The 21,053-nt window shown below is 66.8% G+C and carries 19 protein-coding genes and 1 other RNA gene; 15 read left to right on the forward strand and 5 right to left on the reverse strand.

The genetic code is table 11. The annotated features are described in order from the left end of the window. The coding region (locus G3N92_RS12730; RefSeq protein ID WP_206127881.1) for a ligase-associated DNA damage response DEXH box helicase at window positions 1-2,384 on the forward strand (2,384 nt) is incomplete at its 5' end. After that, the gene (pdeM, locus tag G3N92_RS12735; protein WP_206127882.1) at window positions 2,381-3,043 is read left to right on the forward strand and encodes a ligase-associated DNA damage response endonuclease PdeM; all 663 of its coding nucleotides are present in this window, start codon (window positions 2,381-2,383) and stop codon (window positions 3,041-3,043) included. The genes G3N92_RS12730 and pdeM, both read left to right, overlap by 4 nt. Window positions 3,044-3,050: 7 nt before the next feature. On the opposite strand, the gene G3N92_RS12740 is transcribed toward pdeM, so the two are convergent. Continuing rightward, window positions 3,051-4,499 carry a PLP-dependent aminotransferase family protein gene (locus tag G3N92_RS12740; protein ID WP_206127883.1) on the reverse strand — a complete coding sequence of 483 codons (1,449 nt, stop codon included), beginning with the start codon at window positions 4,497-4,499 and terminating at the stop codon, window positions 3,051-3,053. Window positions 4,500-4,689: 190 nt separating this feature from the next. Here G3N92_RS12740 and G3N92_RS12745 point away from each other — a divergent pair, with 190 nt between their 5' ends. Continuing rightward, window positions 4,690-5,475 (forward strand): arylamine N-acetyltransferase, encoded by a 786-nt coding sequence (locus G3N92_RS12745; protein ID WP_206127884.1) that lies wholly within the window; start codon window positions 4,690-4,692, stop codon window positions 5,473-5,475. A 120-nt stretch (window positions 5,476-5,595) separates the two neighbouring features. Continuing rightward, window positions 5,596-6,213: a hypothetical protein gene (locus tag G3N92_RS12750; RefSeq protein WP_206127885.1), complete on the forward strand. Its 618-nt coding sequence runs from the start codon at window positions 5,596-5,598 to the stop codon at window positions 6,211-6,213. 102 nt (window positions 6,214-6,315) lie between these two features. Here the strand turns inward: G3N92_RS12750 and ssrA are convergent. The 4 genes from ssrA to ompA form a co-directional block, all read right to left on the reverse strand. Then, window positions 6,316-6,685: a transfer-messenger RNA gene (ssrA, locus tag G3N92_RS12755) on the reverse strand. Window positions 6,686-6,697: 12 nt separating this feature from the next. Continuing rightward, window positions 6,698-7,411 (reverse strand): HAD-IA family hydrolase, encoded by a 714-nt coding sequence (locus G3N92_RS12760; RefSeq protein ID WP_206127886.1) that lies wholly within the window; start codon window positions 7,409-7,411, stop codon window positions 6,698-6,700. A gap of 27 nt (window positions 7,412-7,438) precedes the next feature. Further along, window positions 7,439-8,137 (reverse strand): bifunctional 2-polyprenyl-6-hydroxyphenol methylase/3-demethylubiquinol 3-O-methyltransferase UbiG, encoded by a 699-nt coding sequence (gene ubiG, locus G3N92_RS12765; protein ID WP_206127887.1) that lies wholly within the window; start codon window positions 8,135-8,137, stop codon window positions 7,439-7,441. Between the two features lie 160 nt (window positions 8,138-8,297). After that, window positions 8,298-8,954, reverse strand: a complete 657-nt coding sequence (gene ompA / locus G3N92_RS12770; protein ID WP_206127888.1) for an outer membrane protein OmpA — start codon at window positions 8,952-8,954, stop codon at window positions 8,298-8,300. A 224-nt stretch (window positions 8,955-9,178) separates the two neighbouring features. Between ompA and G3N92_RS12775 the strand changes: the two genes are divergently transcribed. From G3N92_RS12775 to G3N92_RS12825, 11 genes are all read left to right on the forward strand, one after another. Further along, on the forward strand, window positions 9,179-9,583 hold the full coding sequence (locus G3N92_RS12775) for a hypothetical protein (protein ID WP_206127889.1): 405 nt from the start codon (window positions 9,179-9,181) through the stop codon (window positions 9,581-9,583). Then, the gene (gene gyrA / locus G3N92_RS12780; RefSeq protein ID WP_206127890.1) at window positions 9,544-12,159 is read left to right on the forward strand and encodes a DNA gyrase subunit A; all 2,616 of its coding nucleotides are present in this window, start codon (window positions 9,544-9,546) and stop codon (window positions 12,157-12,159) included. Before G3N92_RS12775 ends, gyrA begins: the two co-directional genes overlap by 40 nt. 85 nt (window positions 12,160-12,244) lie before the next feature. After that, a complete protein-coding gene (locus G3N92_RS12785) occupies window positions 12,245-12,844 on the forward strand; it encodes a DUF2059 domain-containing protein (protein WP_206127905.1) in 600 nt (199 codons plus the stop codon). A gap of 159 nt (window positions 12,845-13,003) precedes the next feature. After that, the gene (gene serC / locus G3N92_RS12790) at window positions 13,004-14,086 is read left to right on the forward strand and encodes a 3-phosphoserine/phosphohydroxythreonine transaminase (RefSeq protein ID WP_206127891.1); all 1,083 of its coding nucleotides are present in this window, start codon (window positions 13,004-13,006) and stop codon (window positions 14,084-14,086) included. 34 nt (window positions 14,087-14,120) lie between these two features. Continuing rightward, a complete protein-coding gene (gene pheA, locus G3N92_RS12795; RefSeq protein WP_206127892.1) occupies window positions 14,121-15,203 on the forward strand; it encodes a prephenate dehydratase in 1,083 nt (360 codons plus the stop codon). Window positions 15,204-15,303: 100 nt separating this feature from the next. Continuing rightward, window positions 15,304-16,230 carry a prephenate dehydrogenase/arogenate dehydrogenase family protein gene (locus G3N92_RS12800; protein ID WP_206127893.1) on the forward strand — a complete coding sequence of 309 codons (927 nt, stop codon included), beginning with the start codon at window positions 15,304-15,306 and terminating at the stop codon, window positions 16,228-16,230. A gap of 21 nt (window positions 16,231-16,251) precedes the next feature. Continuing rightward, complete coding sequence (gene aroA, locus G3N92_RS12805; protein WP_206127894.1) at window positions 16,252-17,553, forward strand: 3-phosphoshikimate 1-carboxyvinyltransferase; 1,302 nt, start codon at window positions 16,252-16,254, stop codon at window positions 17,551-17,553. Between the two features lie 23 nt (window positions 17,554-17,576). After that, on the forward strand, window positions 17,577-18,266 hold the full coding sequence (cmk, locus tag G3N92_RS12810) for a (d)CMP kinase (RefSeq protein ID WP_206127895.1): 690 nt from the start codon (window positions 17,577-17,579) through the stop codon (window positions 18,264-18,266). A gap of 170 nt (window positions 18,267-18,436) precedes the next feature. Next, window positions 18,437-20,149, forward strand: coding sequence for a 30S ribosomal protein S1 (gene rpsA / locus G3N92_RS12815; protein WP_206127896.1), 1,713 nt, complete (start codon window positions 18,437-18,439; stop codon window positions 20,147-20,149). Window positions 20,150-20,171: 22 nt separating this feature from the next. Next, window positions 20,172-20,495, forward strand: a complete 324-nt coding sequence (locus tag G3N92_RS12820; RefSeq protein ID WP_206127897.1) for an integration host factor subunit beta — start codon at window positions 20,172-20,174, stop codon at window positions 20,493-20,495. A gap of 243 nt (window positions 20,496-20,738) precedes the next feature. Continuing rightward, window positions 20,739-21,032 carry a LapA family protein gene (locus G3N92_RS12825; protein WP_206127898.1) on the forward strand — a complete coding sequence of 98 codons (294 nt, stop codon included), beginning with the start codon at window positions 20,739-20,741 and terminating at the stop codon, window positions 21,030-21,032. Window positions 21,033-21,053: the final 21 nt, after the last annotated feature.

Below are 21,053 nucleotides of genomic sequence, written 5' to 3' on the forward strand. Positions count from 1 at the left end.
CCAAGACCTGGGCCGTCTGGATCGGCGCGCTGGCCGCGTTCGGCGGCGAGCCGGCGGCTCGATCCAAAGCGGCCAAGCCGGCCGCGGTGGCGGGCGTTCGTCGAGGCGCGTTGCCCGCGCCGCTCACGGTGCTCTGGATCACGCCGATGCGCGCGCTCGCGGCCGACAGCGCCCGTGCGCTGCAAGGCGCGGTGACCGACCTGTCGGTGCCGTGGACGGTCGGCCTGCGCACCGGCGACACGCCGTCCGCCGAACGTGCGCGGCAGGATCGCCGGATGCCGTCCGCGCTCGTCACCACGCCCGAGAGCCTGTCGCTGCTGCTGACGCGCGCCAACGCGCGCGACACGCTCGCGCACCTGCGGCTCGTGGTGGTCGACGAATGGCACGAACTGCTCGGCGGCAAGCGCGGCACGCAAACCCAGCTCGCGCTCGCGCGGCTCGCCGCGTGGCGGCCCGAGTTGCAGGTGTGGGGGCTGTCCGCGACGCTCGGCAACCTGCCGCTCGCCGGCGACGCGCTGCTGCATTCGGTGCGCACGCCGCGCGTGGTGGTGAGCGGCGCGGTGCCGAAGCGGCTCGTGGTGGACACGCTGATCCCCGACACGATCGAGCGCTTTCCGTGGGGCGGCCATCTCGGCACGCGCCAGGTGGGCGCGGTCGCCGACGAGATCGACGCGGCCGCGAGCGCGCTGGTGTTCACGAACACGCGCGCGCAGGCCGAGCTTTGGTATCTGGCGCTGCTCGAACGGCGGCCCGACTGGGCCGGCCTGATCGCGCTGCATCACGGCTCGCTCGACAAGCAGGTGCGCGACTGGGTCGAGCTCGGCCTCAAGGAGGGCCGGCTGAAGGCGGTGGTGTGCACGTCGAGCCTCGATCTCGGCGTCGATTTCCTGCCGGTCGACCGCGTGTTCCAGATCGGCTCGCCGAAGGGCGTCGCGCGCCTCATGCAGCGCGCGGGCCGCTCGGGCCACGCGCCGGGCCGCACCTCGCGCGTGACCATCGTGCCCACCCACGCGCTCGAACTGGTAGAGGCCGCGGCGGCGCGCGAGGCGATCGGCGAGGGGCGCATCGAGGCGCGCGAGATGCCGCTGAAGCCGCTCGACGTGCTGGTCCAGCATCTGGTGACGGTGGCGATCGGCGGCGGCTTCACGCGCGACGCGATGCTCGCCGAGGTGCGCAGCGCCTACGCCTACCGCGACCTGAGCGACGCCGAATTCGACTGGGCGCTGGCGTTCGTCGAGCGCGGCGGCGGCTCGCTCGGCGCGTATCCCGACTATCACCGCGTGGTGGCCGGCGACGACGGCGTCTACCGCGTGCCGCGCGACGAACTCGTGCGCCGTCATCGCAACAACGTCGGCACCATCGTCGGCAATGCAACGATGCAGGTCGCGTTCCTGTCGGGCGGCCGGATCGGCGCGATGGAGGAGGCGTTCGTGTCGCGGCTGAAGCCGGGCGACGTGTTCATGTTCGGCGGCCGCGCGCTCGAGCTGGTGCGCGTGCGCGACATGACCGCCTACGTGAAGCGCGCGACGTCGGCGCGCGGGGCGATGCCGCAATGGGCCGGCAGCCGGATGCCGCTGTCGTCGGAGCTGGCCGACGCGGCGCTCGCGATGCTCGCGCGCGCCGGCGACGGCATCTACGACGAGCCGGAAATGCGCGCCGTGCGGCCGCTGCTCGAGTTGCAGGCGCGCTGGTCGGCGCTGCCCGCGCCGGGCGTGCTGGTGGCCGAGTCGATCCGCACGCGCGAGGGGCATCACTTCTTCTGCTATCCGTTCGCCGGCCGCACCGCGCATGTCGGGCTCGGGTCGCTGATCGCGTGGCGCGTCGCGCGCGACCAGCCGAGCACGTTCTCGATCTCGATGAACGATTACGGCTTCGAACTGCTGTCCGCGCAGCCGTTCGACTGGCGCGCGCTGATCGACGGCGGGCTGTTCTCCACCGACGATCTGGCGCACGACATCCTCGCGAGCCTGAACGCGTCGGAGCTGTCGGCGCGGCGTTTCCGCGAGATCGCGCGCGTGTCGGGGCTGGTGTTCCAGGGGCATCCGGGGCAGCAGAAGAGCGCGCGGCAATTGCAGGCGTCGAGCGGTTTGTTCTACGAAGTCTTTCGCAAGCACGACAGCGGCAATCTGCTGCTCGCGCAGGCCGACGAGGAGGTGCTGGTGCAGGAGCTCGAACTGGGCCGGATGCGCGCCGCGCTCGAACGGATGGGCACGAGCCGGCTCGCGCTGAGCACGCCGAACAAGCCGACGCCGTTCGCGTTCCCGCTGATCGTCGGGCGGCTGCGCGAGAAGGTGACGACCGAGACGCTCGCCGATCGCGTCGCGCGCATGCTCGCCGATCTGGAAAAGGCCGCGATGCGCGGCACGGGCGGAGGCGCGCGATGACGGCCGACGCACTGACCATCGACCTGCATGGCCACGCGCTGGTGCTGACCGCGCAACGGGCCGCGTTCGATCCGGCGCTCGGCTGCCTGTTCGTGGCTGACGCGCATCTGGGCAAGGACGCCGTGTTTCGCGCGCGCGGCATTCCGGTGCCGGCCGGTTCGACCGGCGAAACCTTCGCGCGGCTCGATCGGCTGATCGCCACGTATCTGCCCGAGTCGATCGTGTTTCTCGGCGATCTGCTGCATGCGCGCGAATCGCACGCCGACGACATGCTGACGCCGCTGCGGGCCTGGCGGCGTGCGCATCGCGGCTTGCGGCTGGTGCTGGTCGAAGGCAATCACGACCGGCACGCGGGGGAACTGGCGGCGGAGTTCGAGGTGGAAACGGTGACCGAGCCCTACCGGCTCGGGCCGTGGGCGCTGTGTCATCACCCGCGGACGGTCGACGGCGCCTACGCGCTGGCCGGCCACGAGCATCCGATGCTGCGCCTGTCCGGGCGCGGCGATCATGCGCGGCTGCCGTGCTTCCGGTTCGGCGAGCGGCTCGGCGTGCTGCCCGCGTTCGGCGCGTTCACGGGCGGCTACGACATCGGCACGGCGCGCTCGCGCGACCGGCTCTATGTGATCGGCGGCGACCGCGTGTTCCGCGTCGGGCCGTGATGCGCCGCTACGCCGTGACGAGATCGGCCGCGAGCGCGCCGAGCCGCGCGATCGCGCGCTCGAGCTCGGGGCGCCAGCGGTAGCCGGCATTGACGCGCAGGCAATCGTCGAACGCGCCGTCGATGCCGAACAGATGCCCGGGCGCCACGCCGATCCCTTCCGCTCGCGCCCGCTCGAACAGCGCACGCGTGCTGGGCCGGCGCGCGCCGTGCGACGGCAGTTGCACCCACAGCACGAACCCGCCGGCCGGCTCGCTGACGGCCGTACCCGCCGGGAAATGCCGCAGGATCGCCGCGCGCAGGCTGCGCTGCTGCGCTTGCAGGGCGGCCTTGAGCCTGCGCAGATGCAGCGCGTAGCCGCCGCTCGCGAGCAGGTCGGCCACCACGGCCTGCTGCAATTCGGCGGTCGCCATGCTCGTGGTGAACTTGAGCGCCTTGACGCGCTCCGTGTAGCGCCCGGCCGCGATCCAGCCGAGCCGCAGGCCGGGGCACAGGCTCTTCGAGAAGCCGCCGCACAACAGCACGTTGCCGGCCGTGTCGAACGCGCGCACCGGGCGGGGGCGCGTGTCGCCGAAGCAGACGTCGCCGAAGATGTCGTCCTCGATCAGCGCAATGCCGCGCGCGGCCAGCAGTTCGACCAGCGCGCGCTTGGCCGCGTCCGGCGCGACGCTGCCGACCGGGTTGTTGCCGTTCGCGATCGTGACCACGGCCTTGACCGGCGCGCGATCGAGCGCGTCGGCCAGCGCCGCGAGATCCATGCCGTCGCGCGGGGTGCACGGGATCGGCAGCACGGTCAGTTCGAGCGCGCGCAGCATCTGCAGCAGCCCGAAGTAGGTCGGCGATTCGACCGCCACCACGTCGCCGGGCCGCGTGACCGCGCGCAGCGCCAGGTTCATCGCCTCGACGCAGCCGTTCGTGACGATCACTTCGTCCGGATCGAGTTCGCACGCGTATTGCATCGCCTGGCGCGCGATCTCGCGGCGCAGCTCGGGGTAGCCGGTGCCGCGCACGTAGGCGCCGAGCAGGTCCTGATGGCGGTAGGCGAGGCGGCGCAGCAGCACGCCGAAGCGCTCGACCGGGTACAGCGACGGCTCGCCGGCGGCCAGATCGAGCTGGAATTCGCACGGTGCGCCGACCATCGCCAGATGATCGCGCGCCTGGGCGTCGAGTTCGGGCAACGGCGCGGCCCAGCGCGCGGGGCGGGTGGTATCGCCAGCGGTTTGGCCGGCGGGCGCGGCGACGAAATAGCCCGAGCGCGGCCGTGCGCGGATCGCGCCTTCGGCCTCGAGCCAGCGCAGCGCCTGCAGGGCGGTCGTCACGCTGACGCCGTGCTGCGCCGCGAGCACGCGCACCGACGGCAGGCGGCTGCCGTCGGCGAGGCCGGCCTGCGCGATGCCGTCGCGCAGTTGCCGGCCGAGTTGCTGATAGCGCGGGAGCGGGGCGGGGGCGTTCGGCATCGTCGTGGGGGTGAAGGCGGGCGTTCGGGCGAATCTGTTATGTAACAGATCGCGCGCTGTTGTGTATAGGCGTGCGATGGGCCGGATGACACCATCGGTGCTCGTTTCCGGTGAGGCCGTGGCTCAGGCCGCCGCACCGGGTATCACCCGCCGCGCGACCCGCGCGCCCCGACCCGCGAGGACACCCACCATGAAAGCCGCCAATTTCTCTTTACCACGCTATGTCGACCGGATCGGCTACGACGGCCCGCTCGCCGCCGATAGCGCAACGCTCGCCGCGCTGATGCGCCATCAACTGTTCGCCGTGCCGTTCGAGAACCTCGACGTGCAGGCGCGGCGTTACGTGTCGCTGGTGCCGGAGGAGATCGTCGAGAAGATCGTCGAACGGCGGCGCGGCGGCTATTGCTACGAGGTGAACGGGCTGTTCGCGATGGCGCTCGACGCGCTCGGCATTCCCTATCGCTTCGTTGCCGCACGGCCGATGTTCTACCCGGTGCGCCGGCCGAAGACGCACATGGCGGTCGTCGCCTCCGTCGACGGCGCCGACTGGCTGTGCGATCTCGGCTTCGGCAGCTACGGGATTCGCGCGCCGATGCGGCTCGACCGCCTTGGCGCCGAGATCGCGCAGGACGCCGACACGTTCCGGCTCGACGATGCCGGCGCGGACGGCTATCTGCTGCGCGCCCGCGTGAACGGCGAGTGGGCCAATCAGTACGCGTTCGATCTGTCGCCGCAGGAGTGGGTCGATTTCGCGCCGGCCAACCATCTGAACTCGACGCATCCGGACGCGGTGTTCGTGCAGCGGCTGGTGGTGGTGCGCTTCGACGCGCGCGGGCGCACGATCCTGTTCGGCGATTCGCTGAAGACGATCGCCGATGGCGTCGTCACGCAGCGCACGCTGGCGCGCGATGAAACGGCGGAGGTGCTGCGGCTGACGTTCGGCCTGGAGGCGGAGCCGGAAGCCGTGGCCGGCTGACGCCGTGCGAAGGGCGGGAAGGCGGGGAGATGGGGCAAGGCGCGGGCGGCGGATCGACAGACGCCCGCCAATCCCCGACAATACGCGGCTCTTCTCACGCACCCGCCCGGCACAGGCCAGATGACATTCGATAAGTGGATCCTCGCGGTAACGCTCGCTTGCGCCGCGCATGCCGCCTCGGCAGCCGGTTACGGCTTCTCGCTGAGCTCGACGCAAAGCTGCCCGGGCCTCGACCGCTTCACGTCGAATCACAGCGTCGGCGACGTCATGACCGAGCTGCGCACGATGCCGCACGACGTCGAGGACGCGAATCCGGCGAACCAGAGCGCCTGCACGCCGCACTACGGCGCCTACCTGCAGAGTTCGAAATCGGGGCCGAGCTGCCGGATCTTCGGCGACGACGCGATCGGCGTCGCGCTGTTCGGCATGGAGGATTCGCAGACGAAAAGCCTGATGGGCAACGGCGCGCTGCTGTATTTCCTGTCCGACGCGGCGGGCGCGCCCGAGCGTGTGGGCAAGCATCTGCGCGCGGAAGGCTTCGCGCGCGTGCCCGACGCCGATTATCCCGGCCTGATTGGCCGCAAGCTCGCGGCGAGCGAGCAGCTCGACATCTATCGCAAGGGCGACCTGCTCGTCACGCTCAATCGCGACCTCAAGCAGCACCGCCTGTCGGCGATGATCTCGGATCGCTCGATGCTCCAGATCGTGAACCGCGACGAGTCGAAGTGCGGCAAGTGAGGCGCGTGGCGTACCGGCAAGCCCAATAAAAAACCCGCGAAGCGTAGCGCCTTCGCGGGTTTTTCTTTGCTGCCGGCTGCGGGTACAGCCTCGGGTGTCAGGTGGTGGAGACGGCGGGAATCGAACCCGCGTCCAGAAGCGGTCCACGACCAGTTCTACATGTTTAGTTCTATCTTTTGATTTAACCGCCACGTCGCGGACGAACACGCTGCGGGACGGCGATCCACTAAATTTTCGACCCTGCTGTCGTGGCGCCGGCAGGGCTTAACTGACGTATATGACCTCTGTCGGTATTGCTACCGGTCTTGCGACACTAGCCCGTCAGTGAACTAGGCAGAGGACGGCGGCCGTTAGGCTGCCAGTGCGAACGTATCGTCGTTTGCAGTTACGATTTTCCCATTGATTAACGAGGTGACGGGTCCTCGACATGCCCTAGCCGCTTCGCAACCCCTGTCGAAACCAGGTCGCCCCCACGGATCGGACATTATAGCGCAACATTGCGCAGAAGCTCACGCAGCGCATCGGTCGTGGCGGCCAGATGCTGCGCCTGCCAATCGGCCGGCGCCACGCCGTCGCCGCAATAGCCGAACGCGGCGGCGATGGTGGCCATGCCGGCCGCGGTGCCCGCCTGGATGTCGCGCAGGTCGTCGCCAACGTAGACGATCCGTTCCGGGGCGATGTTCATCAGCCCGGCCGCGTGCAGCAACGGGGCCGGATGCGGCTTCGCGTGCGCGGTGGTATCGCCGCAGACAACGCACGCCGCGCGCGGCACGAGCCCGAGCAGCGCCACCAGCGGTTCGGTCAGGCGGGTGGCCTTGTTGGTCACGATGCCCCAGCGCACGCCGCGCGCATCCAGTTCGTCGAGCAATTCGGCGATGCCGGGGAACAGCACGGTTTTTACGCAGATCGCGGCCGCGTAATTGGCCAGGAACTCGAGGCGCATGGCTTCGTAACCGGGCGCGTCCGGCTTGATGCCGAAGCCGCCGCCCAGCAACCCGCGCGCACCGGCCGAGGCCAGCGGGCGCAGCAGGTCGAGCGGCGTTTCGGGCAGGCCGCGATCGCGCTGCATCTTGTGGACGGCGCCGGCCAGGTCGGGCGCGGTGTCGGCAAGCGTGCCGTCGAGATCGAACAGCACCGCGTCGCAGGCGGCAAGGCTCGGCAAGGCGGGCGCGGCGGACGGGGAAGGGGACGTGCTCATGCGGTCGGACGAAATCGGAGTGGGCGCTTACGCGTGACGGCGGCAGGCGACGAGGTAGTTCACGTCGGCGTCGTTCGACAGCGTGAAGCGCTTGCCGAGCGGGTGATAGGTGATGCCGCGGATTTCGGCGACATGCAGGTCGGTCGCGCGGATGAAGCCGGCCAGCTCGGACGGCTTGATGAAGCGCGCGTAATCGTGGGTGCCCTTGGGCAGCAATTGCGCGATGTACTCGGCGCCGATCACGGCCAGCAAATAGGCTTTCACGTTGCGGTTCAGCGTCGAGAAGAACACCCAGCCGCCCGGCTTCACGAGCGCCGAGCAGGCGGCCACCACGCCGGCCGGCGACGGCACGTGCTCGAGCATTTCCATGCAGGTCACGACGTCGTAGCTGCCCGGTTCGCGTTCGGCGATGGCTTCGGCGGCGATCGCCTCGTAATCCACCGTCACGCCGCTTTCGAGGCTGTGCAGATCGGCCACGCCGAGCGCTTCGGTCGACAGGTCGATGCCTTTCACCTGCGCGCCGAGCCCGGCCATCGATTCGGACAGGATCCCGCCGCCGCAACCGATGTCGAGCACGCGCTTGCCGGCAAGGTGCGCATGCGAGTCGATCCAGCCCAGGCGCACCGGGTTGAGGTCGTGCAGCGGCTTGAACTCGGCGTTCGGATCCCACCACTTGTGGGCGAGATCGCTGAATTTCTGTAGTTCGTGCGGGTCGGCGTTGGTCATGTCGTCAAGCGGATAACGCGGTGATGGAGCGAGCCCCGAGTATATAAGCGGTGCGCCATGGCTGCCAGCAAGCGGCCAGCGGCAGGGCGCCACAATGAAAAAGCCCCGCCGAGGCGGGGCTTCAAGGCTGCGGTAACCCGAGAGGTTACTGCCGACCCATTTACTTCTGCACTTGCTGCGTGCCGACCACTTCGACTTCCACGCGGCGGTCCGGAGCCAGGCACGAGATGAGTTGCTTGCGGTTGCGTTGGTTGCAGCCCGTCGTGACCGGATTGCGCTTGCCCTTGCCTTCCGTGTAGACCTTGCTCGACTCGACGCCCTTGCTGACCAGGTACGACTTGACAGCTTGTGCGCGACGCAGCGACAGACGGTCGTTGTACTTGTCCGAACCGATGCGGTCCGTGTAGCCCGTTGCGACCACGACTTCGATGTTCATGCCTTGGATCTTGGCAGCCAGCTCGTCGAGCTTTTGCTTGCCCAGCGGCTTCAGCGTTGCCTTGTCGAAGTCGAACAGCGCATCGGCTTGATACGTGATCTTCTGGCTCGTGATGGCCGGCGGAGTGACCGGAGCGACCGGCGTCGGCGCTGCGGCTTGCGTCACCAGTGCGCCATCGCACTTTGCGTTTGCCGTTGCCGGCGTCCAGAACGCATCGCGCCAGCAAAGCTCGTTCGTGCCGTTCATCCACACGTACTCGCCCGTGCCATTCACCCAGTTGTCATTCACGGCTTGTCGCGATGCCGGCACCGATTGCGCCGATGCGGATGCAGCCACTACTGCGGTAGCTGCAATGAACGCGAGCTTTGAAAATTTATTCATATTTCTCCTCTCGAAATTGAGATTACCGCAGGTTTACTGCGAGCCTTATGACGATGACAGGTCATAGATTGCTCGGAGTATAACATTGGTGCGGCACAAAAAACGGGGCACCGCTCCCGTAGGGCGGCGTCTGAATTTCAGTGCTTCGGCATTTTGCCATATCGTTCCCGTCCGGCGAAAAAAAAACTCCCCATCGCGTCGAGGCCGTCCCGATTGTGGTGCCAGTGCAACATTTGCTGCAGGATGTTTCATTAATTGTCAAGAAAAACCTGCCTGCGATACACGCTTTCGACACAATCTTCGTTTTTCCTGCACATTTCCGCGCCGCGCAAAAATGGTCGATGCTGAGCGCGCGCGATGGCAGCCATGTGTCGATCGCGGGGCAAAAAATGGGGCGGGGCGCCCGGCGCGCGCCGGCCGATCCGGCCCTGGCGTGCGAAATGGCTGCGGCCAATTTTCGCTATATACATATAGTGCGGGTGGCGGGCTTCGGCGCGGTTTTGCCGCATGATAGAATCGCACGTTGCGTCGTGACCACGGCGTTTACGCGAAAGGCGGTCCCGTCTTCGCTCCGAAACGATACGGATACATGGATCAATTCGCCAAAGAGACTCTGCCCATCTCCCTAGAGGAGGAAATGCGCCGTTCGTATCTCGATTACGCGATGAGCGTGATCGTCGGACGTGCCCTCCCGGATGTCCGCGACGGCCTGAAGCCCGTGCATCGGCGCGTGCTGTTCGCGATGCACGAACTGAACAACGACTGGAACCGGGCCTACAAGAAGTCGGCGCGTATCGTCGGCGACGTGATCGGTAAGTACCATCCGCACGGCGACAGCGCGGTATACGAAACCATCGTCCGGATGGCGCAGGATTTCTCGCTGCGCTACATGCTGGTCGACGGTCAGGGCAACTTCGGTTCGGTCGACGGCGACAACGCCGCCGCGATGCGTTACACCGAAATCCGCATGGCGAAGATCGGCCACGAGTTGCTGGTCGACATCGACAAGGAAACGGTCGATTTCGCGGCCAACTACGACGGCAGCGAAAACGAGCCGACCATCCTGCCCGCGCGGATCCCGAACCTGCTGATCAACGGCTCGTCGGGCATCGCGGTCGGCATGGCGACCAACATCCCGCCGCACAACCTGTCCGAAGTCGTCGACGCCTGCCACTTCCTGCTGGCGAACCCGCAGGCCACGATCGACGAACTGATCGAAATCATTCCGGCTCCGGATTTCCCGACGCGCGGCATCATTTATGGTGTCGCCGGCGTGCGCGACGGCTATCGCACCGGCCGCGGCCGCGTCGTGATGCGCGCGGCCACGCACTTCGAGGAGATCGATCGCGGCCAGCGCATGGCGATCATCATCGACGAGCTGCCGTATCAGGTGAACAAGCGTTCGCTGCTCGAGCGCATCGCCGAGCTCGTCAACGAGAAGAAGCTCGAAGGCATTTCCGACATCCGCGACGAGTCCGACAAGAGCGGCATGCGCGCCGTGCTCGAACTGAAGCGCGGCGAAGTGCCCGAGGTCGTGCTGAACAACCTCTACAAGTCCACGCAGCTCCAGGACACCTTCGGCATGAACATGGTCGCGCTCGTCGACGGCCAGCCGAAGCTGCTGAACTTGAAGGAGATGCTGGTCTGCTTCCTCGCGCATCGCCGCGAGGTGCTGACGCGTCGCACCATCTACGAACTGCGCAAGGCCCGCGAGCGCGGCCACGTGCTCGAAGGCCTGGCCGTCGCGCTGGCCAACATCGACGATTTCATCGAGCTGATCAAGGCCGCGCCTACGCCGCCGATCGCCCGCCAGGAACTGATGGCGCGCTCGTGGGATTCGTCGCTGGTGCGCGAGATGCTGGCGCGCGCCGAAACCGACAACGCCGCGGCCGGCGGCCGCGAGGCGTACCGTCCGGAAGGGCTGAACCCGAGCTTCGGGATGCAGGCCGACGGCAAGTACCACCTGTCCGAAACGCAGGCGCAGGAAATCCTGCAGATGCGTCTGCAGCGCCTGACCGGCCTCGAGCAGGACAAGATCATCGGCGAGTACCGCGAGGTGATGGCCCAGATCGCCGACCTGCTCGACATCCTGGCCCGCCCGGAGCGGATCACCGCGATCATCTCCGACGAACTGACGGCCGTGAAGGCCGAGTTCGGCGATGCGCGCCGCTCGCGTATCGAGCTGAACGCCACCGAGCTGAACACCGAGGATCTGATCACGCCGCAGGACATGGTCGTGACCATGTCGCACGCGGGCTACGTGAAGTCGCAGCCGCTGTCCGAATATCGTGCGCAGAAGCGCGGCGGCCGCGGCAAGCAGGCCACGCAGATGAAGGAAGACGACTGGATCGAGACGCTGTTCATCGCGAACACGCACGATTACATCCTGTGCTTCTCGAATCGCGGCCGCGTCTACTGGGTCAAGGTCTACGAAGTGCCGCAAGGCTCGCGCAACGCGCGCGGCCGCCCGATCGTCAACATGTTCCCGCTGCAGGAAGGCGAGAAGATCAACGTCGTGCTGCCGGTGCGCGAATTCTCGGCCGACAAGTTCGTGTTCATGGCGACCTCGCTCGGCACCGTCAAGAAGACGCCGCTCGAAGCGTTCAGCCGTCCGCTCAAGAAGGGCATCATCGCGGTCGGCCTCGACGAGGGCGATTTCCTGATCGGCGCGGCCATCACCGACGGCGCGCACGACGTCATGCTGTTCTCCGATTCGGGCAAGGCGGTGCGCTTCGACGAGAACGACGTGCGTCCGATGGGCCGCGAGGCGCGCGGCGTGCGCGGCATGCATCTCGAAGAGAGCCAGCAGGTCATCGCGATGCTGGTGGCCGGCGGCGAGGAGCAATCGGTGCTGACCGCCACCGAGAACGGCTTCGGCAAGCGCACGCCGATCACCGAGTACACGCGTCACGGCCGCGGCACGAAGGGCATGATCGCGATCCAGACTTCCGAGCGCAACGGCAAGGTGGTCGCCGCGACGCTGGTCGAACCGGAAAGCGAGATCATGCTGATCACCACCGCCGGCGTGCTGATCCGCACGCGCGTGTCGGAGATCCGCGAAATGGGGCGCGCCACGCAAGGTGTTACACTCATCAGTCTCGATGAGGGCACCAAGCTGTCGGGCTTGCAGCAGATCGCCGAAGCGGATGCGGATAGCGAAATCGATGCGGAAGACGCGCCAGATTCCGAGGGCGACGAAGCCTGATCCAGCGCCGGCCGCCGGGGCCGCGCCGCGAGGCGGCCGGTTCCGGCGGTGCAACTATCGTTCATGTTTCCAAAAGGGAGTGATGATGCAAAAACAATTCAAGCAACTGGTCCTGCTGGCAGCCATCGTGCCGACGTTCGCCATGGCGCAATCGCTGTCGAACCAGGCGCCGGCTGCTTCGGCTGCTCCGGCTCCGATCGATGCTGACAAGAAGGCGGCCATCTCCGACCTGCTGAGCGCCATCGACGCACCGAAGCTGGTCGGCGCGATCGCGAACAGCGCGGAAATGCAATCGAAGCAGCTGGTTCCGGCGATCCTGTCGGATGCGCTGTCGGAGAACAAGACGCTGACCGACGCACAAAAGCAGGCTGCTGTCCCGACGCTGCAAAAGAATGCAGTGCAAAAGCTGGTTGACGGCGCAGGCAAGGTGTTCGATACGCAAGGCTTCAAGAACGACGCGATGCAAGCTCAGTACGACGCTTACGCGAAGTATTACAGCACCTCGGAAATCAAGGATCTGACGACGTTCTACAAGAGCCCGACGGGTCGCAAGTTCATCCAGGTTCAGGATCAGGTCGGCCGCGACGTCGTCAACGGCCTGATGCAGAAGTACATGCCGCAAGCGATCAAGGCTACCCGCGACCAGGCCGACAAGGAAGTCGCATCGGTCAAGCCGGGCAAGTAAGCACGCGTTTCGCCCCCGCCGGCGCGCCCGCGCCGGTTTGGCGGGGCGGCAATGTCGGTGCGATAATGGCCGTTTGCGCGCGAGCGCAAGCGGCCATTCCTTTTCCGGCGCGGTATCCGGCCTCATCCGGGTGCGCCGTGTTTCTCCCGAGGTTTTACGATGCGCGTGTTTAATTTCTCCGCCGGCCCCGCGGCCATGCCCGAGGACGTGCTGCGTCAGGCGGCCGACGAGATGCTCGACTGGAACGGCAGCGGCATGAGCGTGATGGAAATGAGCCATCGCGGCCGCGAATTCACGTCGATCCACGAAGCGGCGCTGGCCGACGTGCGCGAACTGCTGGCGATCCCGAGCAATTACCGCGTGCTGTTCCTGCAGGGCGGCGGGATCGCCGAGAACGCGATCGTGCCGATGAACCTGCTCGGCACGCGTCAGACGGTCGATTTCGTCGTGACCGGCTCGTGGTCGCAGAAGTCGTTCAAGGAAGCGCAGAAATACGGCACGCCGCATCTGGCCGCAACCGGCCGCACCGAGGATGGCTTCACGCGCGTCCCGGCCTTCTCCGAATGGCAGATGTCGGCCGATCCGGCCTACGTGCATCTGTGCAGCAACGAAACGATCGACGGCGTCGAGGCGTTCGACATCCCTGACACCGGCCGCGTGCCGCTGGTCGCCGATGTTTCGTCGCACATCCTGTCGCGCCCGATGGACGTTTCGAAGTACGGCGCGCTGTTCGGCGGCGCGCAGAAGAACATCGGCATGGCGGGCGTCACGCTCGTGATCGTGCGCGACGACCTGCTCGACCGCGCGCTGCCGATCTGCCCGTCCGCGTTCGAGTGGAAGACGGTCGCCGCCAACAATTCGATGTACAACACGCCGCCCACCTACGCGATCTACATCGCCGGCCTCGTGTTCAAGTGGCTGAAGGCGCAGGGCGGCCTCGCCGCGATCGAGGCGCGCAACGTCGAGAAGGCGGCGCTGCTGTACGACACCATCGATTCGAGCAGTTTCTATTTGAACAAGGTGGAGAAGGGCGCGCGCTCGCGCATGAACGTGCCGTTCTTCCTCGCCGACGAAACGCGCAACGAAGACTTCCTCGCCGGCGCGAAAGCGCGCGGGCTGCTGCAGCTCAAGGGCCACAAGTCCGTCGGCGGCATGCGGGCGTCGATCTACAACGCGGTGCCGCTCGCGGGCGTCCAGGCGCTCGTCGAGTACATGAAGGATTTCGAACGCGCGCAGGCCTGAGGCCGCCAGCGTTCATCAAGCACGCCTAATGAGCATGGACGACGAACTCAATTCCCGCCTCAAACCGCTGCGCGAGCGCATCGACGCGATCGATACGCAATTGATCGCGCTGCTGAATCAGCGCGCCGCGGTCGCGCTCGAAGTCGGCGAAGTCAAGAAGGAATTCAACGCGCCGGTGTTTCGCCCCGAGCGCGAGCAGCAGGTGATCGCGCGTCTGCAGGACATGAGCGCGGGCCCGCTGGCCGGCGAGCACATCAACGCGATCTGGCGCGAAATCATGGCCGCCAGCCGCGCGCTCGAAAAAACCATTCACGTCTCGTTCCTCGGGCCGATCGGCACCTACAGCGAACAGGCGATGTTCGAGTATTTCGGCCAGTCGATCGAGGGGCTGCCGTGCCCGTCGATCGACGAGGTATTCCGCGGCGTCGAAGCCGGCGCGTCGGAGTTCGGCATCGTGCCGGTCGAGAATTCGGCCGAAGGCGCGGTGTCGCGCACGCTCGACCTGCTGCTGCACACGCAGTTGCTGATCGGCGGCGAGCTGTCGCTGCCGATTCATCACAACCTGATGTCGCGGGCGGGCACGCTCGACGGCGTGAAGCGCGTCTGCGCGCATCCGCAGGCGCTGGCGCAGTGTCAGCGCTGGCTGGCCGCGAACGCGCCGCACCTGGAGCGTCAGGCGGTGGCCAGCAATGCCGAGGCCGCGCGCCTGGCCGCGGACGATCCGAGCGTCGCCGCCATCGCCGGCGATCGCGCTGCGCTGCATTACGGCCTGCAGATCGCCTACTCGATGATCCAGGACGATCCGCACAACCGCACGCGCTTCGTCGTGATCGGCAAGGCGCCGACCGGGCCTAGCGGTTGCGACCAGACCTCGCTGATCGTGTCGGTGAAGAACGAGCCGGGCGCGGTGTTCAAGCTGCTCGAACCGCTGGCGCGGCACGGCGTGTCGATGACGCGCTTCGAATCGCGGCCGGCGCGCGTCGGCACCTGGGAGTACTACTTCTATATCGACATCGAAGGCCACCGCGACAGCGAGCAGGTGGCGGCGGCATTGACGGAACTGGGCGCCAAGGCCGCGTTCCTGAAGGTCCTCGGTTCGTATCCGCGCGCGCGCTGAGGCGCCGTGCCACGGCCTTGCCCGCGTGTGCCGCGGTGCAAGGCCGTTCGTTCATTCCGCGCACGGGCTGCTGCCCGTGCGTTTTAACCAGGCGGCTGCCGTGTCTGACTTTTCGTTCAACAAACTGGTGGTGTTCGGCGTCGGCCTGATCGGCGGCTCGCTCGCCCGCGCGCTGCGCGAACGCGGTACGGCGCAGGCCGGCCGCGTGATCGGCGTGGGCCGCTCGGCGGCCTCGATCGAACGCGCCCGCGAGCTGGGCGTGGTCGATGCCACCGCCGCGCTCGACGACGACGCGCAACTGCGCGCCGCGCTCGACGGCGCCGACGTGGTGCTGCTGGCCGTGCCGGTGGCGCAAACCGGCCCGCTGCTCGCACGCATTGCGCCGTTCCTCGATCCGGCCACGATCGTGACCGATGCCGGCAGCACCAAGTCGGACGTGGTCGCGGCCGCGCGCGAGGCGCTCGGCGCGCGGATCGCGCAGTTCGTGCCGGCCCACCCGATCGCCGGGCGCGAATCGAGCGGCGTCGAGGCCGCGCTGCCCGATCTGTACGTCGGCCGCAACGTGGTGGTGTGCGCGCTGCCCGAAAATGCGCCGGCCGCCGTCGCGCGCATCGAGGCGATGTGGCAGGCCACCGGCGCCGTGGTGCGCAACATGGCGCCCGATCAGCACGACCGCGTGTTTGCGTCCGTCAGCCACCTGCCGCACGTGCTGTCGTTCGCGCTCGTCGAGCAGATCCTCGGCCAGGCGGATGCGGAACTGAAATTCTCGTTCGCGGCCGGCGGCTTCCGCGATTTCACGCGGATCGCCGCATCGAGCCCTGAAATGTGGCGCGATGTCTGCGTCGCGAACCGCGCGGCGCTGCTCGACGAGCTCGATGCCTACACGCAGGTGCTCGCGCGCCTGCGCGCGGCCATCGACGCCGGCGACGGCGCGGCGCTCGAAGCCGTGTTCGTCCGTTCGCGCGCCGCGCGCACGGCCTGGCAGGAGCGCGGCGGCAAGCCGGCTGCCGGCCCCGTTCAGTCTTAACCGGATCTCTACAGGCCTCATATGGAATTCCTCGATCTCGGTCCGTATTCCCGCGCGTCGGGCACGGTCCGCCTGCCCGGCTCCAAGAGCATCTCAAACCGCGTGCTGCTGCTGGCCGCGTTGTCCGAGGGCGCGACGACGATCACCAACCTGCTCGATTCCGACGACACGCGCGTGATGCTGGCGGCGCTCGGCACGCTCGGCGTGCCGCTGGCGCGCGACGGCGACACCTGCGTGGTGACCGGCACGGGCGGCGCGTTTCCGGTCAAGACGGCCGACCTGTTCCTCGGCAACGCCGGCACGGCGGTGCGTCCGCTGACCGCCGCGCTGGCCGTGAACGGCGGCGATTACCGCGTGCACGGCGTGCCGCGCATGCACGAACGGCCGATCCGCGATCTCGTCGACGGGCTGCGCCAGATCGGCGCCGCGATCGATTACGAGCAGAACGAAGGCTATCCGCCGCTGCGCATCCGCCCGGCCGCGATCGCCGTCGATGCGCCGATCCGCGTGCGCGGCGACGTGTCGAGCCAGTTCCTGACCGCGCTGCTGATGACGCTGCCGCTGGTCGGCAAGCCGGGCGGCGCGAGCGTCGTCGAGATCGACGGCGAGCTGATCTCGAAGCCGTATATCGAGATCACCATCAAGCTGATGGCGCGTTTCGGCGTGACGGTCGAGCGCGACGGCTGGGCGCGCTTCACGGTGCCGGCCGCGCGTTACCGCTCGCCGGGCACGATCATGGTCGAGGGCGATGCCTCGTCGGCCTCGTATTTCCTCGCCGCGGGCGCGCTGGGCGGTGGCCCGCTGCGCGTCGAGGGCGTGGGCCGCGCCAGCATCCAGGGCGACGTGGGCTTCGCCAGCGCGCTGATGCAGATGGGCGCGAACGTGTCGATGGGCGACGACTGGATCGAGGTGCGCGGCATCGGCCACGATCACGGCCGGCTCGAACCGATCGACATGGATTTCAACCTGATCCCCGATGCCGCCATGACGATCGCCGTGGCCGCGCTGTTCGCCGACGGCCCGAGCACGCTGCGCAACATCGCGAGCTGGCGCGTCAAGGAAACCGACCGGATCGCCGCGATGGCGATCGAGCTGCGCAAGGTCGGCGCGACCGTGGAAGAGGGCGCCGATTATCTGGTCGTCACGCCCCCCGCCGCGCTGCTGCCGAACGCGGCCATCGACACCTACGACGATCACCGCATGGCGATGTGTTTCTCGCTCGTGAGCCTCGGCGGCGTGCCGGTGCGCATCAACGATCCGAAGTGCGTCGCCAAGACGTTCCCCGATTATTTCGACCGCTTTACCGCGCTCGCGAAGCCCTGAGCCCCCGAGGCCCGTTTGTTCAGATGAAATCGACTCGACCTTTCCATCCCACGCCCGTCATCGCGATCGACGGCCCGACCGCGTCCGGCAAGGGCACGGTTGCCGCCTTGGTGGCCGCGCACCTCGGCTTTCACCTGCTCGACAGCGGCGCGCTGTACCGGCTCGCGGCGCTCGCGAGCCAGCGCTATGGGATCGAGCCCGACGACGAGCCGGGGCTGGCGAAGCTGGTCGACGACCTGCACATCACGTTCCGCGAGGGCTGCGCGCAGCTCGACGGCGTGGACGTATCCGACCAGATCCGCGCCGAGGCGGTCGGCAACCGCGCCTCCGCGATTGCCGTCCATCAAACGGTGCGCGCCGCGCTGGTGGCGCGTCAGCGGGCGTTTCGCAAGACCCCGGGGCTGGTCGCGGACGGCCGCGACATGGGCACCGTGATCTTCCCGGATGCCGGCCTGAAGGTGTTCCTGACCGCGAGCGTCGAGGCCCGCGCCGCGCGCCGGCATAAGCAATTGATGCAAAAAGGTTTTTCTGCTAATATAGATGACTTGCTCCGGGATTTGCGTGAGCGGGACGCGCGAGACAGCAACCGCGCGGCCGCGCCGCTCAAGCCTGCGGCGGATGCGAAGCTGCTCGACACGTCGAGCCTGTCGGTCGAACAAGCGGTCGAACAGGTTCTGGCGTGGCACCGGGAAGCCTTCGGTTCCGCCGTCTGAGCAACGTATGTAGTGGCAGTACCCGTAGTGGCAGCAGGTGCTTCGGGCAGTCGGCAAGGGCCGGCGCCGGAAGCGTGTTTCAACCCTAACCCCGTGTGGCGTTCGCTCCGCCAACCCGGCCAGGTGGCCGAGGTACGAGACGGCGCGGTACCACGCACAATTCGATTTTTATGTCCGATCTGCAAACCTCCACCCCGAATACCGAATCCTTTGCGGCCCTGTTCGAAGAGTCGCTGACCCGTCAAGACATGCGCGCCGGCGAAGTGATCTCCGCCGAAGTCGTGCGTGTCGACCACAACTTCGTGGTCGTCAACGCGGGTCTCAAGTCCGAGGCCTACATTCCCATCGAGGAATTCCTGAACGATCAGGGCGAGGTTGAGGTTCAGTCGGGCGATTTCGTTTCCGTCGCGATCGACGCGCTGGAAAACGGCTACGGCGACACGATCCTGTCGCGCGACAAGGCCAAGCGTCTGGCCTCGTGGCTCTCGCTGGAAAAGGCTCTCGACAACAACGAACTCGTGACCGGCACGATCACGGGCAAGGTCAAGGGCGGCATGACCGTGATGGTCAACGGCATCCGCGCGTTCCTGCCGGGTTCGCTGGTCGACACGCGTCCGGTCAAGGACACGACCCCGTACGAAGGCAAGACGCTCGAATTCCGCGTCATCAAGCTCGACCGCAAGCGTAACAACGTCGTGCTGTCGCGCCGTGCCGTGATCGAAGCAACCCAAGGCGAAGAGCGCGCGAAGCTGCTCGAAACGCTGAAGGAAGGCGCGATCGTCAATGGCGTGGTCAAGAACATCACCGACTACGGCGCATTCGTGGATCTGGGCGGCATCGACGGCCTGCTGCACATCACCGACATCGCATGGCGTCGCGTGCGTCACCCGAGCGAAGTCCTGTCGGTTGGCCAGGAAGTCACCGCGAAGATCCTCAAGTTCGACCAAGAGAAGAACCGCGTCTCGCTGGGTATCAAGCAACTGGGCGACGATCCGTGGGAAGGCATCTCGCGCCGTTACCCGTCGGGCACGCGCCTGTTCGGCAAGGTCACGAACATCACCGACTACGGCGCATTCGTCGAAGTGGAATCGGGCATCGAAGGCTTGGTCCACGTATCGGAAATGGACTGGACGAACAAGAACGTCGCACCGTCGAAGGTTGTTCAGCTCGGCGACGAAGTCGAAGTCATGGTCCTGGAAATCGACGAAGACCGTCGTCGTATCAGCCTCGGCATGAAGCAATGCAAGCCGAATCCGTGGGATGACTTCAGCCGCAACTTCAAGAAGGGCGACAAGATCACGGGCGCAATCAAGTCGATCACCGACTTCGGCGTGTTCATCGGTCTGCCGGGCGGCATCGACGGCCTGGTCCACCTCTCGGATCTGTCCTGGAGCGAGACGGGCGAAGAAGCCGTTCGCAAGTACAAGAAGGGCGACGAAGTCGAAGCCATCGTTCTGGGTATCGACGTCGAGAAGGAACGCATCTCGCTGGGTATCAAGCAGCTCGAAGGCGACCCGTTCAGCAACTACGTTGCAATGAACGACAAGGGCTCGATCGTCGACGGCGTCGTGAAGACGGTCGATGCGAAGGGTGCAGTCGTGACGCTGTCGGGCGAAGTCGAAGGCTACCTGCGCGCTTCGGAAATCTCGCAAGATCGCGTGGAAGACGCTCGCAACGTGCTGAAGGAAGGCGACAAGGTCAACGCAATGGTGATCAACATCGATCGCAAGTCGCGTGGCATCAACCTGTCGATCAAGGCCAAGGATTCGGCCGAGCAGCAAGAAGCCATCCGCGGCATGCAGTCCGACGTCAGCGCAGCAGCAAGCGGCACGACGAACCTCGGCGCGCTGCTGAAGGCAAAGCTCGACGGCCAGAACCAGTAAGCCTCGCGAGGTCTGCTGAAGTATGACCAAATCAGAGTTGGTCGCCCAGTTGGCAGCGCGATTTCCGCAACTTGTCCTCAAGGATGCGGATTTCGCGGTGAAAACGATGCTCGATGCGATGTCGGACGCCTTGGCGAAAGGTCATCGCATCGAAATTCGCGGCTTCGGCAGCTTCGGTCTCAACCGCCGTCCGGCCCGTGTGGGCCGCAATCCCAAATCGGGCGAGAAGGTGCAGGTACCCGAGAAGTTCGTACCGCACTTCAAGCCCGGCAAGGAATTGCGCGAACGCGTCGATGGCCGCGCCGGCGAACCGTTGAAGAACGACAGCGGCGACGACGATCAGTAAGCGTCATTGCCCGGAGCCCTGCCTGCCGGCATGGCTGTAAAAAGCGCCCTTCGGGGCGCTTTTTTATTGCCCGTCGTTTTCGGATCGCGATGCCGCCGCCGTGCGGGGCGCCGTGCGATCCGTGCGGTGGCACAGCCCGGTCCGAGATCGGATTCACGGATCGCGAAACGCTTCCATTACAATACGGGCACTTCAGACGCGGCGGGGCAGGATGCCGCCCGCGCAACATGACAGGAGGGCTTCATGAAATTCGTCGTCTGGCTGATCCGTGTGCTGGTGTTCGTGCTGCTGCTCGTGCTGGCGCTGGCCAACACGCAAAGCACCACGCTCAACTTCCTCGCCGGTTATGCCTGGCAGGCGCCGCTGATCCTGATCGGCCTTGCATTCTTCGTGGTGGGCCTGCTTGCCGGCCTGCTGTCGGCGCTGCCGGCCGTGCTGCGGATGCGCCTCGAAAACGGCCGCCTGAAGCGCGATTTGCGCTCGGCGCGCGAAACGCCGGTGGTGATCGATCAGCCGCCGATGCCGCCCGTCATTTAACGATTAGCCGGGCCGCCTCGG

Origin of the sequence: Burkholderia sp. Ac-20379 (genome assembly GCF_017104645.1) — a bacterium.
GTDB lineage: Bacteria > Pseudomonadota > Gammaproteobacteria > Burkholderiales > Burkholderiaceae > Burkholderia.

Excerpts from the sequence above, each read along its gene's own strand:
- pdeM (WP_206127882.1), top strand. The coding sequence starts at position 2,381 with ATGACGGCCGACGCACTGACCATCGACCTGCATGGCCACGCGCTGGTG.
- G3N92_RS12740 (WP_206127883.1), bottom strand. The coding sequence starts at position 4,499 with ATGCCGAACGCCCCCGCCCCGCTCCCGCGCTATCAGCAACTCGGCCGG.
- G3N92_RS12745 (WP_206127884.1), top strand. The coding sequence starts at position 4,690 with ATGAAAGCCGCCAATTTCTCTTTACCACGCTATGTCGACCGGATCGGC.
- G3N92_RS12750 (WP_206127885.1), top strand. The coding sequence starts at position 5,596 with ATGACATTCGATAAGTGGATCCTCGCGGTAACGCTCGCTTGCGCCGCG.
- G3N92_RS12760 (WP_206127886.1), bottom strand. The coding sequence starts at position 7,411 with ATGAGCACGTCCCCTTCCCCGTCCGCCGCGCCCGCCTTGCCGAGCCTT.
- ubiG (WP_206127887.1), bottom strand. The coding sequence starts at position 8,137 with ATGACCAACGCCGACCCGCACGAACTACAGAAATTCAGCGATCTCGCC.
- ompA (WP_206127888.1), bottom strand. The coding sequence starts at position 8,954 with ATGAATAAATTTTCAAAGCTCGCGTTCATTGCAGCTACCGCAGTAGTG.
- gyrA (WP_206127890.1), top strand. The coding sequence starts at position 9,544 with ATGGATCAATTCGCCAAAGAGACTCTGCCCATCTCCCTAGAGGAGGAA.
- G3N92_RS12785 (WP_206127905.1), top strand. The coding sequence starts at position 12,245 with ATGCAAAAACAATTCAAGCAACTGGTCCTGCTGGCAGCCATCGTGCCG.
- serC (WP_206127891.1), top strand. The coding sequence starts at position 13,004 with ATGCGCGTGTTTAATTTCTCCGCCGGCCCCGCGGCCATGCCCGAGGAC.
- pheA (WP_206127892.1), top strand. The coding sequence starts at position 14,121 with ATGGACGACGAACTCAATTCCCGCCTCAAACCGCTGCGCGAGCGCATC.
- aroA (WP_206127894.1), top strand. The coding sequence starts at position 16,252 with ATGGAATTCCTCGATCTCGGTCCGTATTCCCGCGCGTCGGGCACGGTC.
- cmk (WP_206127895.1), top strand. The coding sequence starts at position 17,577 with ATGAAATCGACTCGACCTTTCCATCCCACGCCCGTCATCGCGATCGAC.
- rpsA (WP_206127896.1), top strand. The coding sequence starts at position 18,437 with ATGTCCGATCTGCAAACCTCCACCCCGAATACCGAATCCTTTGCGGCC.
- G3N92_RS12820 (WP_206127897.1), top strand. The coding sequence starts at position 20,172 with ATGACCAAATCAGAGTTGGTCGCCCAGTTGGCAGCGCGATTTCCGCAA.
- G3N92_RS12825 (WP_206127898.1), top strand. The coding sequence starts at position 20,739 with ATGAAATTCGTCGTCTGGCTGATCCGTGTGCTGGTGTTCGTGCTGCTG.